The 14574-nt window shown below is 37.3% G+C and carries 15 protein-coding genes and 1 tRNA gene; 6 read left to right on the top strand and 10 right to left on the bottom strand.

Features of this window, described 5'->3' with window-relative positions; genetic code table 11:
- The first annotated feature begins 71 nt into the window (after positions 1–71).
- The 3 genes from Q1K34_RS16950 (at position 72) to Q1K34_RS16960 (ending at position 2782) form a co-directional block, all read left to right on the top strand.
- Complete coding sequence (locus Q1K34_RS16950; RefSeq protein ID WP_300441617.1) at positions 72–248, top strand: histone H1; 177 nt, start codon at positions 72–74, stop codon at positions 246–248.
- Positions 249–405: 157 nt separating this feature from the next.
- Positions 406–756, top strand: coding sequence for a hypothetical protein (locus Q1K34_RS16955; RefSeq protein ID WP_300441620.1), 351 nt, complete (start codon positions 406–408; stop codon positions 754–756).
- 202 nt (positions 757–958) lie between these two features.
- Positions 959–2782 carry a DNA/RNA non-specific endonuclease gene (locus tag Q1K34_RS16960; protein ID WP_300441623.1) on the top strand — a complete coding sequence of 608 codons (1824 nt, stop codon included), beginning with the start codon at positions 959–961 and terminating at the stop codon, positions 2780–2782.
- A 363-nt stretch (positions 2783–3145) separates the two neighbouring features.
- On the opposite strand, the gene Q1K34_RS16965 is transcribed toward Q1K34_RS16960, so the two are convergent.
- The 8 genes from Q1K34_RS16965 to Q1K34_RS17000 all read right to left on the bottom strand — a co-directional run bounded on the left by Q1K34_RS16965 (position 3146) and on the right by Q1K34_RS17000 (position 9479).
- Positions 3146–4381, bottom strand: coding sequence for a site-specific integrase (locus Q1K34_RS16965; protein ID WP_300441626.1), 1236 nt, complete (start codon positions 4379–4381; stop codon positions 3146–3148).
- A 224-nt stretch (positions 4382–4605) separates the two neighbouring features.
- A tRNA-Arg gene (locus Q1K34_RS16970) sits at positions 4606–4679 on the bottom strand.
- A 138-nt stretch (positions 4680–4817) separates the two neighbouring features.
- Positions 4818–5651, bottom strand: coding sequence for a M57 family metalloprotease (locus tag Q1K34_RS16975; protein WP_300441628.1), 834 nt, complete (start codon positions 5649–5651; stop codon positions 4818–4820).
- 102 nt (positions 5652–5753) lie between these two features.
- Positions 5754–6029: an ATP-dependent Clp protease adaptor ClpS gene (locus Q1K34_RS16980; protein ID WP_300441632.1), complete on the bottom strand. Its 276-nt coding sequence runs from the start codon at positions 6027–6029 to the stop codon at positions 5754–5756.
- 54 nt (positions 6030–6083) lie between these two features.
- Positions 6084–6917 (bottom strand): 50S ribosomal protein L11 methyltransferase, encoded by an 834-nt coding sequence (prmA, locus tag Q1K34_RS16985; RefSeq protein WP_300441635.1) that lies wholly within the window; start codon positions 6915–6917, stop codon positions 6084–6086.
- A 2-nt stretch (positions 6918–6919) separates the two neighbouring features.
- Positions 6920–7672, bottom strand: a complete 753-nt coding sequence (tpiA, locus tag Q1K34_RS16990; RefSeq protein WP_300441637.1) for a triose-phosphate isomerase — start codon at positions 7670–7672, stop codon at positions 6920–6922.
- Between the two features lie 148 nt (positions 7673–7820).
- On the bottom strand, positions 7821–8915 hold the full coding sequence (locus Q1K34_RS16995) for a BT_3928 family protein (protein ID WP_300441640.1): 1095 nt from the start codon (positions 8913–8915) through the stop codon (positions 7821–7823).
- 12 nt (positions 8916–8927) lie between these two features.
- The gene (locus Q1K34_RS17000; protein WP_300441644.1) at positions 8928–9479 is read right to left on the bottom strand and encodes a DUF1599 domain-containing protein; all 552 of its coding nucleotides are present in this window, start codon (positions 9477–9479) and stop codon (positions 8928–8930) included.
- 87 nt (positions 9480–9566) lie between these two features.
- On the opposite strand from Q1K34_RS17000, the gene folP reads away from it, so the two are divergent.
- Both folP and cdaA read left to right on the top strand, forming a co-directional pair.
- Entirely contained in the window at positions 9567–10391 is an 825-nt protein-coding gene (gene folP, locus Q1K34_RS17005) for a dihydropteroate synthase (protein WP_300441647.1), read from the top strand.
- Between the two features lie 37 nt (positions 10392–10428).
- The gene (cdaA, locus tag Q1K34_RS17010) at positions 10429–11202 is read left to right on the top strand and encodes a diadenylate cyclase CdaA (protein ID WP_300441650.1); all 774 of its coding nucleotides are present in this window, start codon (positions 10429–10431) and stop codon (positions 11200–11202) included.
- Positions 11203–11216: 14 nt separating this feature from the next.
- On the opposite strand, the gene Q1K34_RS17015 is transcribed toward cdaA, so the two are convergent.
- Complete coding sequence (locus Q1K34_RS17015; RefSeq protein WP_300441653.1) at positions 11217–12983, bottom strand: ABC transporter ATP-binding protein; 1767 nt, start codon at positions 12981–12983, stop codon at positions 11217–11219.
- Entirely contained in the window at positions 12984–13730 is a 747-nt protein-coding gene (truA, locus tag Q1K34_RS17020; RefSeq protein ID WP_300441656.1) for a tRNA pseudouridine(38-40) synthase TruA, read from the bottom strand.
- Between the two features lie 109 nt (positions 13731–13839).
- On the opposite strand from truA, the gene Q1K34_RS17025 reads away from it, so the two are divergent.
- Positions 13840–14328, top strand: coding sequence for a metallophosphoesterase family protein (locus tag Q1K34_RS17025; protein WP_300441659.1), 489 nt, complete (start codon positions 13840–13842; stop codon positions 14326–14328).
- Positions 14329–14574: the final 246 nt, after the last annotated feature.

Genomic DNA, 14574 nt, shown 5'->3' on the forward strand with positions numbered 1-14574 from the left:
TACTGCTCATTTAAATAACCGATCAATAATATTCTACTATTTTAGCAACTTTAAATTTAAAACCTACAATCATGAAAGAACTTATTGAAAACATTCAATCAACATTTGAATCATTCCAAACAGATGCCAACACACAATTAGAAAATGGAAACAAAAGCGCCGGAACCAGAGCAAGAAAATCTTCTTTAGAATTAGAAAAGTTATTGAAGGAATTTCGAAAAGTCTCCATCGCAGAATCAAAAAAGTAAAAACACACCTCCTTTTTAGGAGGTTTTTTGTTTTACCTTTTATCTATTAAATTTTTAATTTGCTTCGGAATTTATTCAGAAAGAATTGAGATTTTACATAGTGGGATTGCTGAAACTGAATAATTAAATAGTATTTTTCTTGTTTAACGAAATTTCAATGGAACCAATCACCTACTATTACGAATCGATTAACCGGAACGCAATTCTTATAAAGCCAAAGAAAGTTTTCTTCAATTGGCTAAATGGAGTCTTTAAAGAAGAAGAACCTGTTAATTCCTTGGAAGAAAATAACATTTACCTGGTACGGGAAATGGACAGTAATGAAGATGTGGAAAAATGGCTTACTAAAAATTTCGAAGGCATCTTCGCAAATGAACTGAATGACTGGTGCACCGACGAGGATGAATGGCCAGCGTCCAGAACCTACGAATTATTTCAAGAATGGTTCAGCATCGAAATCCATTCTAGGATCCTGGATCTGGAAAATGAACCTATTGTAAAAGAATGAGAATTCTTTAATCCTAAGTAAAGTCTACCCCAAAACAATCAAATTTCCCAATAATAAGGAAAAACCATTCATCCGCTATCCATATTAAAAGGCGAATGTTAATTAATTTTTAACACTATTTTACTTTTTTCAATTCTGGTTGCAGTAAAAGGATATAAGTTGGAAACTTGTAAAAACTAATCCTATTCCAAAACCTAAATCAATGAAAAAATTTACTTTATTAAAATGCGTGTTCGCAATACAGGCTTTATTTTTTATGTCTTGTGAGCCAGACCAAGGCAGTTTATTACCTAAAACTTCGTTTGAGTCTTATGATTTTGTACTTACTGCAGAAGGTAAGTATGCTGAAGATTTTGAAAATGCTTCAAAAACATCGTATGCCGGCGGAAGCGTGGCCTTTTCAGATGGGAACTGGTATTTTGAAGACGCGCTAATTGGCAGCTTAAGTGGAGATGCAAAAAATGGCAGTCAATCGGTGAGGATGCGTAATAATGGCGTTATTACAATGGGATTTGATCTGCCGGAAGGGATTAAAACCCTATCACTTCAGCATGCCAAATATAACCGCGATGCCCAAACCAGCTTTGAGTTATATTATTCCACCGATGCAGGAGCAACCTGGATTAGGAGCGGCTCTGCCGTTCAGGTTAAAAAGACAAGGCTTGAAACCTCCATTTTTACCATAAATGTAAAGGGACAAGTACGCATCGAAATCCGGAAAACAGATGGAAAAAGCGATAGGCTCAATATAGATGATATTATAATTGAACCGAATCCCTCAACACAAACCGGAACTTTAGTTGATATTAATGAAGATTATGAATTGGGCTCCAAAGGCAGTTATGCCGCAGGTACAGTCGCCTTCCCTTCCGGCACATGGTATTTAGAGGAAGCCCTGGTGGGCTCACTGGATAATGACCGAAAAACTGGATTGAAATCTGTACGAATTAGAGATTATGGAATCCTGCAAATGAATTATGATGTTATGGGAGCCCAATCAGTGAGCTTAAGTCATGCTCTTTATGGCACCGATGCTTCCAGCAGCTGGGAACTACAAGCTTCTACAAATGGAGGAACAAACTGGGCGCGTATTGGGGATATCATAACAACTTCTTCCATAAACCTTGAAACCGCAACTTTTTCTGTAGATTTTACAGGTAGTGTAAGATTTCGGGTTGTAAAACTTTCAGGTAGCGGAGATCGTATTAATATTGATGACTTTATTATTGGCGGCACTTCTGAGCCCGAGACTGGCACCGGAGGAGGCTCTCCTGCATTAGGTGAAGTTCATCTCACCATGGGTAATCCTTCAGCTGCCATTAGCGATATAAATATGCCAAATAATTACTTATTGCAGAAAGAAGAGTACATTATGTCTTATAGCCGCGATAGAGGGACTGCCAATTGGGTAAGCTGGCATCTGGATGAGGCCTGGCTGGGAAGTGCTTCTCGTCAAAATGATTTCCGGGAAGATACTACGTTGCCTTCTGGCTGGTATCACGTAAACGAAACCGACTACCAATACAGCGGTTTTGACCGTGGACATGTATGTCCCTCTGCAGACCGAACCCTTTCCGTAGATGATAATTCAAATACATTTTTCATGACTAATATGATGCCCCAGGCACCCAATAACAACCGGCTGGGATGGGCAAGTTTAGAAAGTTATTGCAGGTCTTTACTGAACGGAGGTTATGAGATTTATATAATTTCAGGAGGATATGGAATCGGAGGCGATGGTTCCGCAGGTTATGCAGAAGTTATTGCTAACGGAAATGTTACCGTTCCTTCTAATACCTGGAAAGTCATAATGATTATTCCCGATGGAAATGATGATGTGAACAGGGTTAATACCAACACTCGGGTCATTGCCGTAGATATGCCGAATAGTCAGAATATTTTTTCGGACTGGAGGCAATACAAAACCACGGTAGATAATATTGAGGCCCTAACCGGATATGATTTTTTTGATCTGGTACCGGACAACATAGAAAACGTCATCGAAGCTAACGTTGATGCTATTTAAAACCATTTAACAATTTTTATAGGATAGTCAGAAAGAAGTCGTCTAAAAAAAATTTAGTTTTTAGACGACTTTTTTTGTTAGCTTATAATCTTTTAGTTTTTCCAAATAATTACATTGAACTATTTTATTATTTTATCTTCCAACCGTTTTAACAGCATTGCGTGCTTTCCAGGATTGTTAATCTTTAGATTTAAAACATTCTGAAGTTTCCACTGTATAGCAGGGAATTTACTGAAAGCCAGGTACTCCCAATTAGGCGTACCTTTTTTAAAGTTTAAAATAAATTACCAATCATTTGGACTAAGCGATTTATGTAAACTTTCATGTAGGCGATCGCGAGTTAATATTCTTATAGCACAGTAATCAATTATCCTTTCCTTCATTCAATTTCTTTTGTAATGAAGTCATATCCTGGCTGATTTTTTGATCCAGAACCCGAGCATAAATTTGCGTGGTGGTTATCTTGGTATGTCCTAAAAGCTTGGAAACAGTTTCTATTGGAACACCATTGGATAAGGTTACGGTTGTAGCAAAAGTGTGCCTGGACATGTGAAATGTAAGGTTCTTGCCTATTCCGCAAGCATCCGCCACTTCCTTTAAATAAAGATTTAATTTCTCATTAGAAATCACCGGTAACAGGGTATTCGTTATCTGCGTTACGGGATGTGCATCATATTTTATTAGAATTTCATGAGCCTTTTCAAGTAAGGGAATTTTTACAGGGGTCTTTGTTTTCTGTCTTTTGGTGATGATCCATTTCTTCCCATCAATACCAAAATGGAGATTCATTTTAGTCAGTTTTATTAAATCAGCATAGCTAATTCCTGTATAACAGCTGAATATAAATAAATCGCGAACCCTGTCCAGGCGATCTATAAGAAATATATAGGTTTCAAGCTTCTGTAATTCTTCTTGAGTCAAAAATTCTCTTTCACGCCTTTCAAAACTAGGTTTCCATCTGCGAAACGGATCTTTATCCAGCCACTCCAGATTATATCCGAGCCTAATAATCTTTCTTAATCGTTGGATATGTTTCATAACTGTATTCTGACTCATCGCCCGCGGATGACCCTCAGGCCAGTATGCATGTAAAAAGGTTTCAAAATCACAGATAAATTCATAATTCAGCTGACTCAGAAAAACATCTGTTGTTTTCTGTGATTTTTTCAGGAACCTGTTAATATACTTTTCAGTAATTCCAAAGTTTCTTATAGAGCCTTTAGCCAACACCCCAGTTATTTTATTATTGTGGTAGGCGATTAAATCTTGAAGGGATTTTGAGTTTTTTCCATCTCCTAAATAATTTGCTTTTAAAAGCTCTGCGGTAATAAGTTGATCTTTAAATTTAAAGTCCTGGTAACACTGTACTAATCGAGCATGAACCTGATCTAAATATTGATTTAAAGTTCTAGACGATTCACTGTTGCCCCGTGATCTTTGTCTTACCGAATCCCATGTTTTGATATCAGCTTTTTGTTTTAAACTAATATTTGCCCGTTTACCATTTACGGTAATTCTGGCATAGATTTTCACTTGTTCATTTTTTGCGCGTGAGGTGTACGCCCAAAAGAGGATGGAAAATGATTTTGTAGAACGCATAGTTGTTGTTTTAAATTAAACATTTGATAAAACGAAAATCAAATCAACTATATCGTAACTCACTCATTATCAAACCGTCAACATTGTTGACAGTTTAGAATTTTGTTGACGATTTGTGAACCAATAACATCAAATAATATCAAATTAAATGATGGTCCAAAAACCACAAAACCCTGTAAATCATAGGATTTACAAGGTTTTGGTTTTATTTAGTTCCAAAAAAGTGACCTCGCCAGGATTCAAACCTGGAACCTTCTGAGCCGTAATCAGATGCGCTATTCAGTTGCGCCACGAGGCCTTTTTAATACCACTTTGCTGTTTTACAAAGCGGGTGCAAATATATATCTTATTTATAAAAGGAAAAATCATTTTAGGAAAAAAACATAAAAAAAGGGCAGATCTCTCTCTGCCCTCCAAGTACCCTTTAGTTAGTTTTTTAATATAGATAATTCAAAGCCACGGAGTCATAATATCCAAATTCTCCATCTTCATTAGCGCTGAAACAAGCTAACATAATAGAGTTTGAATCGAAACCGGTCGGAGTACCCGGAATATGTACGGCTCCGTCTGGATCTGCACTTTCGCCGCTCTGCCCGCAACTCTGTCTGCTAAACCAGTCGGTATGACGTAATCCAACCGAATGTCCTATTTCATGCGTCATCACATGTTCATTGGTATTGGTATCGTAAGCTTCCATTCCTGAATAAATCTGCACATATTTATATGGATCTCCTCCACTTGGAAAACCAGCTACGCCACCGGCTTCGCCATTTTGATTTTGATATACCACAATATCATAAGGGCTATAATTGGTTCCGAAAGTAAGGGTAAATGTAATCCCCATGTTTAATCGATTATAGTTATTAATCGCCCATTCTAAAGCCGTTCTCTGTTTTGAGGTCAAAGCCTGCGAACCCCCGGTATACCCAATTACATTGATCGTTTTTGGTGAACTTACCAAATTGTAAGTTCTATATTGTTTATCTGTAACAGAAACAGATGACATGGTTTGCATTTGCTCTTCTGTCATCGCGATATCACCTTCAATTAAATAGTTTTCCATAAAACTTCCGTCTGGAAGTAACATTTTATGCTTTTCTACATGTTTTGAATTGAAATGCAGATCAGACACTTTCTCCCTGATATGTTTTGAGACTTCATCTGGTGCTTTTTCAGCTACAGGATTTACAGATTCTGAAACCTGATCCTTTTCACAGGAAGCGAAAAAGGAAATGGCAAATAATAGAGTTAATAGTTTGATTGTTTTCATAAGTAAGTTTTAATTATTGGGGTACTTATGTCTACAATCTATAAAATTTTATAGATTTTTTTAGTTAATATGTAAGAATTAACTTTCGTTTGTGAGAATAATTTATACAATTTCTGCACTTAATCCTGCTTCCAGCAGCTTTGAGCAGCGCGGTTTTAGTTCTTCGTAAATTCCGGTTTTTACTGTACATTTCCCTTTATAATGCACCAGGATGGAACATTGCTCTGCCTGTTCCGGAGTATGCTCACATGCGTAAATAAGGGTTTCAATTACATGATCAAAGGTGTTGTAATCATCATTATACAATACAATCTCGTTTTCCTTCTTTTCTTTGGTCTTTACTTCAACCTCTTCTAATAATTCTTCTTTCGTACTCATCTTCAAAAATTTCTCGATCAACAAGATTCAAAGATACAAATTATCATAAAAAACTCAGCGTGAAAACTTTGCTGCGATCCAATCGTTCCTTTCAAAATTTTGAACAAAATCCAAACCCACTGCCTCACATGCCTTTTGGATCGCAGGAAGATCACCGGCATAAAAACCACTTAAAAATAAAGTGCCGTTTGTTTTTAATGATTTCTCATAAATAGGTAAATCCCTCAACAGGATATTCCGGTTGATATTGGCAAGAATCATGTCATATTTCCTATCTTTCAGCAGCTCTGCGCCACCTTCTTCTACATTGATATGCTCGCAATCATTTCTGCTTATATTCTCCAGGGTATTTAAATAGCACCAGTTATCAATATCTATTGCATCAATTTTTTCAGCTCCTTTCATAGCCGCAAGAATAGCTAAAACACCAGTTCCACAACCCATATCCAGGACAGTCTTTCCCTGCCATTCATTCTTGAGAATATGTTGAATCATCATATGGGTGGTAGCATGGTGACCGGTACCAAATGACATTTTCGGTTCAATAACAATATCATAGTCCACATCTGGCTTCTCATGGAAAGGAGCTCGTACGCTACAATGATCATCCACCAAAATTGGTGTAAAATTCTTCTCCCACTCTTCGTTCCAGTTCACCCGCTCTATTTCTTTTTGCTCATAAGAAATGGTGAAATCTTCAGATTGAAGAATATGCACATTGGTCAGGATATCTTCTTCATACTCTTCCTCCGGAATATAGGCAGTAATACCATCCTCATTTTCCACAAAACTTTCAAATCCCAGGTATCCCAATTCAGCAATAAGAATTTCAGAAGCCGGCTGAACCGGATCTATGGTAAAATGAAATTCAAAATAATTTCCCGCCATTATTAAAACGAATTTACTATCGCTACAAAATCTACCGCATTTAGACTGGCGCCTCCAATAAGTCCCCCATCCACATCTTCTTTAGCAAAAATTTCTTTGGCATTATTAGGCTTTACACTACCTCCATAAAGGATTGAAGTATTTTCGGCTACTTCTTTACCTACATTCTTATTTAATAAATCCCTTACGTGCTTATGCATCTCCTGAGCTTGTTCCGGGCTGGCAGTTTCTCCCGTACCAATTGCCCAAACCGGTTCATACGCCAGGATAATTTTACTCCAGGCACTTTGAGGAAGCTGAAAAAGGCTTTCTTTTAACTGGGTCTCTACCAGATCAAAATGCTTGTTGCTTCTCCTGTCGTCCAGTTCTTCTCCAAAACAGAAGATTACCTTCATTTCATTATCAATCGCCGTTTGAACTTTTTTAGCCAGAATATCATTGGTCTCATTAAAATAAGCTCTTCTTTCACTATGCCCTATAATAACGGTGTTTATGCCTATACTTTTAAGCATACTGGCAGAAACCTCACCCGTATAAGCTCCTTTTTCACTTTCGTGCATATTTTGGGCAGCCACAATCACAGGAGTATCTTTTAAAGCCTGAAAGGTGGGATATAAGTTAGTAAAAGACGGGGCAACCATTACCGTAGCTTCTGGCTCCTTTACCATCTGAAGTTTTAACTTGCTAAGCAGTTCTTGAGTTTCAGCAAGGTCGTTATTCATTTTCCAGTTTCCGGCAACTATATTTTTTCTCATGATCACTTTTTTTGCTTTAATAATTCGTATTAGCTGTGGCGATTTCACTACAGCAATAACAAATATAGGTAAAGGAAGACTGAATGAATCTTAATCCAAAGCCAAACCCTGAAATTTTAGAAACTTTTCAACGACTGGCTCCAAAAATTTATAATTCAATATCAGAAGCGTCGAACCAATGTTTTTTCTGAGTGATTGTTCCGTTTTCAAGAGTCAGGAATCCGGGATTTGATCGAACAACTGTTTTTAGAGCAGTTTCATCGGTTTGGTAAAAATCGAAATTTAGATCGTATTGTTTTTGTAGTTTTCCCTGAAGCTCAGTTCCAGAAGCAGTAAGACCTATCACCCGGTATCCCTTCTGAAGTGCATCCTCGCTAAGAGACTTTACAGCTTTATAGCCATCTTTTTCCGTAGAACGAAGATTATAAGCAACAATCAGTAAAACTTTCTCTGCGGATAGCACCTCCTCTGTAATATCGCCATCTTTCCCTTCTATCACAAAATCATGAATTGGCGGAATGATGTTTTCGCCAGATTGAGAGGTTTCCACGCCGATAAATTCACCTTCTATCTGCGGGTAAGCACCATTATTCTTTATGATCTTTTCCTCGCCGTTAACTTTAAATTTCCAGCTATAAATGACCTGAGCCTCTTCAGCTCCTTCAGGAATTTTCATTTTTTCAGGAATATTATTTCCTACTTTATAAGGCCTGAAATCAAAAACCGGAAGATGCATCAATACATGATAACAAAAGGCGAAGCAGGCTATAAAGGATACAAAAATCACCCATTTATGATATTTCACGGGAAGAATGGGATTGATAAATTTCCGATTAAAGAAAATTATGAGAATAAGAATTAGGAGTATTACATCTTTATAAAAGGACTCCCAGGGTGTGAGCGGGATGGCATCTCCAAAGCATCCACAGTCTGTCACTTTATTAAAGTAAGCCGAATAAAAAGTAAGGAAAGTGAAGAAAACGATCATCAAAAGCAAACTCCAACTGGTGAATTTAGGGGCATAACCAATGAGTAGCATGATTCCCAACACGAGTTCAAAAATCACGATCAGGATCGCTATTACCAGCGCGAATGGGATTAAAAATGGAATATCCAGCACCGGTTCGCTAAAATACTCCTGCAATTTGTAAGAGAAACCAACCGGGTCATTCAGTTTTATAAATCCTGAAAATATAAATAGAACTCCTACCAGGATCCTGGCGATACTTACAATTGCTTTCATAAACTATTATTTCTAAACTTTCTCTTCGGCTTCGCTGAAATGTATCATGGCAAAAACAGAATAATTGATCATATCCTGGTAATTGGCATCAATACCTTCACTCACCAAAGTTTTTCCTTTGTTATTTTCAATTTGTTTTACCCTTAATAATTTCTGAATAATGAGATCTGTTAAAGAACTAATTCTCATATCACGCCATGCTTCCCCATAATCGTGATTTTTGTTCATCATTAATTCTTTTGTTTCAGAAACTTTTTCATCATATAACTTAATCGCCTCTTCGGAATTTAGATCTGGCTGCACGGCAATTCCTTTTTCCAACTGAATAAGCGCCATTACAGAATAATTAATGATCCCGATGAATTCAGACTTTTCATCCTCATCTACTTTACGCACTTCACTTTCCTGTAACTGGCGAATTCGGTGAGCTTTAATAAAGATTTGGTCGGTAAGTGACGGCAGCCTTAAAATCCTCCAGGCACAGCCGTAATCTTTCATTTTATTGAGAAACAAACTGCGGCAGCCTTCAATTACTGCGTCGTATTGTTTTGAAGTATCCTGCATGAAGTAGTTGTAATTTCCGTAAATTTCGGGCAAATATTTCAGATAGTCAAAGTTATTTCCAGGCGATCAAAAAATACAATTAGAAATATGTTCATTAATTGCAAAGGCCAGCTTATAGACCTTTCAGCACCAAAAGTGATGGGGATCATCAATATTACCCCTGATTCTTTTTATAGCGGAAGCCGTTCAAATACTGAAAAAGAAATTCTCTCTATTGCTGAAAAAATGCTAACGGAAGGAGCAACTTTTCTTGACCTGGGAGCGTACAGCTCAAGACCTGGTGCCACCGATATTTCCGCGGAAGAAGAATTGAAAAGAATGCTCCCGGCGATTGAAATCATTATCAGGGAATTCCCTGATATATTACTCTCTATCGATACATTTAGGGCTGAAGTTGCCGAAAAAAGCATCGAAGCCGGAGCTGCGATCATCAATGATATTTCCGCCGGAAAACTGGATAACAATATGCTTGCTGTAATTGCCAGATTTCAGGTGCCTTATATAATGATGCATATGAAAGGAACTCCCCAAACAATGAAAGAATTTAACCAGTATAAAGACATTACCAGTGATGTACTTTTTTATTTTTCAGAAAGGATAAATGCAGCGAGAGAATTAGGAATAAATGATCTTATTATAGATCCCGGCTTTGGTTTTGCAAAAAATATTGAACAGAATTTTGAGTTATTAGCTAAACTCGAATTATTCCAAAATTTGGATTTACCATTGTTAGTTGGGGTTTCCAGGAAAAGCATGATCTGGAAGAAACTAAAGATTTCTACTGAGGAAGCCCTTAATGGAACAACTTCTTTAAATACAGCAGCGCTATTAAAAGGAGCAAATATTTTACGTGTTCACGATGTAAAAGAAGCCAAAGAATGTATCAAATTAACCCATGAATTAATTAAGTAAATTTAGATTTTCTATTTTTACAAAAAACCCCTGCAATTTGGACATCATAGATCTTCGAATTCTCGATATCCTGGATATTGTTTTTGTAGCCCTTCTCCTCTACTATGTTTATAAACTGGTACGCGGGACGGCAGCCGTAAATATTTTTATTGGGATCGTAGTAATTTACCTCGTTTGGCTGCTTACCCAATTATTACAAATGGAACTCTTAAGCAGTGTGCTGGGTGAATTTGTTGGCGTGGGTGTTTTTGCTCTGATCGTGGTTTTTCAACAGGAGATTAGAAAGTTCCTTTTAATGATTGGCTCTACAAATTTTACTCAGAAAGGCAGATTTTTCAGAAGTTTTAAATTTAGTAGGGATGATTTTGATTCAAAGATCAATGTAGATGCCATCATCGATGCCTGCGAAACCATGGGAAAGACCTATACAGGAGCTTTGATGGTAATTCAGAAAAGCAACAAACTGGATTTTGTGAAGAATACCGGGGATAAAATGAAAATAGAACTCAATCAACCAATCATTGAATCCATATTCTTTAAAAATAGTCCCTTACATGATGGCGCTATGGTGATTGAAGAAAATAAGATTACCGCAACCAGGGTAATTTTACCCGTTTCAAACGACCGGTCCATTCCGCTAAGATTTGGATTAAGACATCGGGCAGCAGTAGGAATTACTGAAAAGACCGATGCACTTGCACTGGTTGTTAGTGAAGAAACCGGCCAAACCTCCTATATTAAAGACGGGCAATTTGTGATGTTTGAAACCATGGAAGAGTTAAAGGATAAAATTAAAGAAGATATTAGTTAAATAACTCTAATAATTTATACCGCTTCTTCAGCCTTAAACTGAACTTCGTATAACTTCCTGTAATACCCATCTGTTTTTTGCAACAGTTGCTTATGATTACCAATTTCAACGATCTCCCCCTGATCCATTACAATAATTTTATCTGCTTTTTTGATGGTAGCCAGTCGATGGGCAATCACAATGGAAGTACGCCCTTCCGTAATCTTATCTGTAGCATCCTGAATAAGCTGTTCGCTATATGAATCTACTGAAGAGGTTGCTTCATCCAAGACCAAAATACTTGGATTGCTTACATAGGCCCTTAAAAATGAAATGAGTTGTCGCTGACCCGAAGAAAGCATAGCGCCTCTTTCCTTTACATTATAATAATAGCCATTTGGAAGCGAGGTAATAAACTCGTGGATCCCTATCTCTTTTGCTGCATTGATGACATCTTCTTCAGAAATATCCGGATTATCAAGATTGATATTGTTCATGATCGTATCTGCAAAAAGAAAAACGTTCTGTAGCACCACGGCTATCTGGGCCCGCAAGGACCTTAATTGAATGTCTTTAATATTGGTGTTATCTACCAGAATAGCTCCGCTGTCAATTTCATAAAACCGGCTTAAAAGGTTAATGATCGTAGATTTTCCTGCGCCGGTGGCCCCTACAATTGCGACAGTTTCTCCAGGGTTGACCTTAAATGAAATTCCTTTCAAAACTTCCTCATCGTCTACATAACTAAAGCGAACCTCCTTAAATTCTATCTCACCTTTTAAACTATCAATTTCCAGGCTTCCTTTATCTTCTATATTAGCTTCAGTATCTAAAATATCGAAGACTCTGTTTGCTGCCACCATTCCCATTTGCAGGGTATTGAATTTATCTGCGATTTGTCTTAATGGCCTGAAAAGCATCTGGGAAAGTTCAATGAATGCCACAATAATACCCAACGACATATCATCGCCGGCCACCACGCGCAAACCACCAAACCACACTATAAGACCAATGGTAATGGAGGTAGACATTTCAGCAATCGGAAAAAAGATAGAGTTGTACCAAACTGTCTTTACCCAGGCTTTTCGATGCTTATCATTAATTTCTTTAAAATTAGCATATTCAGTCTTTTCACGAGTAAATAGCTGAACGATTTTCATTCCCGTAATTCGTTCCTGAACAAAGGTATTTAGATTCGCGACCTGAGTCCTAACCTCTTCAAAAGCCAGTTTCATTTTCTTCTGAAAAACTCGCGTAGCATAAATAATAAAAGGTAGAACCGTTAGTACAAGTAATGTAAGTTCCCAACTTTTATAGAACATCACTCCGATTACCACTAACATTTTCAGCAGATCACTAATGATCATAAAAAGTCCCTGACTGAAGATACTGGCAATGGTTTCGATATCACTTACCGCCCTGGTAACCAACCTTCCCACGGCAGATTTATCGTAATACTTCATTTTAAAGCCAAGCATATGCTTAAAAAGCTTTACTCTTATATCTCGAACTACTTCCTGTCCCAGCCAGTTAGCATAATAAATAAAACAGAACTGAAACAGAACTTCCAGCACCAACACCCCCAACATGAGGCTTACATAATATATAAGACTGTCAAAATCTGCCGGAATTAAAGCCTCATCTACCGTTTCCTGTAAAATGATAGGCCTTAGCACCGCAAATAAGGAAACCAGAATTGCCGCAACTCCTACGAAATAAAATATTCGTTTATAAGGATTTGTATACTTAAGCAAGCGCTTAAATAAATCCATATCGAATGCATTTCCAGTTTTTGATGCCATCTAATCTAGTCTGATATTTTCAGGATATTCTACCCTGGTTAAATATAATCCATGTGCCGGCACCGATGTTCCGGCCATTCCCCTGTCTCCACTTTCTATGATCTCATGCATATGGGAAACAGGATATTTATGTTCTCCTATTTCTATTAAAGTCCCAACCACTGCCCGAACCATATTTCTAAGGAATCTATCGGCAGTGATACAAAAAACCAGCGTGTTTTCCTCTTTTCGCCATCTGGCCTCACGAATTTTGCAATTGTAGGTACGAACGTCGGTACGGCTTTTAGAGAAACACTTAAAATTGGTGTATTTAGTTAGAATTCCCGCAGCTTCATTCATTTTTTCAATATCAAGAGAATTCCTCACAAACCATGCATTATCTTTATTAAACGGATCTTTTTTCTGAATAATATGATATTCATAACTTCTGCTGCTTGCATCAAATCGTGCATGAGCTTCCTGCTTTACCTGGAATATATCTAAAATCGCTATATCCTTCGGAAGCATGGAATTCAACTTATATTTCATTAATTCGAAATCCAGGACTTCTTCATGATCAAAATGAGCAAACATTTGCTTTGCATGAACTCCCGCATCTGTTCTGCCGGCGCCAACTATTTCTATAGGGGAACGCAATATTTTACTAAGGTTTTTTTCCAGAAGCTCCTGAACACTAATCGAGTCCGGCTGATTTTGCCAACCATGATAGGCTTTTCCAAAATATGAGAGTTCTATAAAATATCGCAAGCTCCGCTTTATTTTTATATTAGCGAAATGCAAAGATAAGGCAATTATAGCAAGGAAAAAGTCTTTCCAGGCCCATCCTTTGTTAAACGAAAATTAAAAATTTTAAGATTTGAAAAAGATCCTTCTTCTTAGTGATACGCACTCACATATAGACGACAGAATTCTCCATTATGCTGAACGGGCAGATGAAATATGGCATGCAGGTGATATTGGAACACTGGATGTGACCGATAGACTTTCAGCAGTTAAACCTTTAAAGGCCGTATATGGAAATATTGATGATGCGACGATTAGAAAAGAATTTCCTTTAAATAAAAGATTCAGGTGCGAAGAAATAGATATCTGGATTACCCATATAGGGGGTTATCCCGGAAGATATTCTCCGGCCGTAAAAGAGGAAATCAGAAATAATCCACCAAAAATATTCATTTCAGGCCACTCTCATATTTTAAAGGTGATGAATGATAAATCACTTAATTTGTTACATATGAATCCAGGTGCCGCTGGTAAACAGGGTTTCCATAAAAAAAGAACCATGTTAAGGTTTAAAATAGATGGTAAGGAAATTAAAGATTTGGAAGTAATTGAACTTGAATAAAAGAATCTGGAAATCGACTATCCCCGAGGTCAGTCGTAGGAGTATTTTGTCTTTTTCATTTTAGCCTCTCTCGGCCAAAAACCAATTTTTTTTATTCCCCTCACCCGGAACTGCAAAAAAAGCATTTTCGACCTCTCCCAAGGTAGAAGTGAAACGGAACCCCGAGGCAGAATAGTCCGGAAATTTATAAGATTAAAAAACCCGAAGCTTTCACTTCGGGTTTTTCACGCACTAATACTACTAAGA

Source organism: Christiangramia sp. (genome assembly GCF_029937855.1).
Classification (GTDB): domain Bacteria; phylum Bacteroidota; class Bacteroidia; order Flavobacteriales; family Flavobacteriaceae; genus Christiangramia.

Excerpts from the sequence above, each read along its gene's own strand:
- tpiA (WP_300441637.1), bottom strand. The coding sequence starts at position 7,672 with ATGAGAAAAAATATAGTTGCCGGAAACTGGAAAATGAATAACGACCTT.
- Q1K34_RS17000 (WP_300441644.1), bottom strand. The coding sequence starts at position 9,479 with ATGCAGGATACTTCAAAACAATACGACGCAGTAATTGAAGGCTGCCGC.
- folP (WP_300441647.1), top strand. The coding sequence starts at position 9,567 with ATGTTCATTAATTGCAAAGGCCAGCTTATAGACCTTTCAGCACCAAAA.
- Q1K34_RS16950 (WP_300441617.1), top strand. The coding sequence starts at position 72 with ATGAAAGAACTTATTGAAAACATTCAATCAACATTTGAATCATTCCAA.
- Q1K34_RS17015 (WP_300441653.1), bottom strand. The coding sequence starts at position 12,983 with ATGGCATCAAAAACTGGAAATGCATTCGATATGGATTTATTTAAGCGC.
- Q1K34_RS16965 (WP_300441626.1), bottom strand. The coding sequence starts at position 4,381 with ATGCGTTCTACAAAATCATTTTCCATCCTCTTTTGGGCGTACACCTCA.
- Q1K34_RS16960 (WP_300441623.1), top strand. The coding sequence starts at position 959 with ATGAAAAAATTTACTTTATTAAAATGCGTGTTCGCAATACAGGCTTTA.
- prmA (WP_300441635.1), bottom strand. The coding sequence starts at position 6,917 with ATGGCGGGAAATTATTTTGAATTTCATTTTACCATAGATCCGGTTCAG.
- Q1K34_RS16975 (WP_300441628.1), bottom strand. The coding sequence starts at position 5,651 with ATGAAAACAATCAAACTATTAACTCTATTATTTGCCATTTCCTTTTTC.
- Q1K34_RS16995 (WP_300441640.1), bottom strand. The coding sequence starts at position 8,915 with ATGAAAGCAATTGTAAGTATCGCCAGGATCCTGGTAGGAGTTCTATTT.
- Q1K34_RS16955 (WP_300441620.1), top strand. The coding sequence starts at position 406 with ATGGAACCAATCACCTACTATTACGAATCGATTAACCGGAACGCAATT.
- Q1K34_RS16980 (WP_300441632.1), bottom strand. The coding sequence starts at position 6,029 with ATGAGTACGAAAGAAGAATTATTAGAAGAGGTTGAAGTAAAGACCAAA.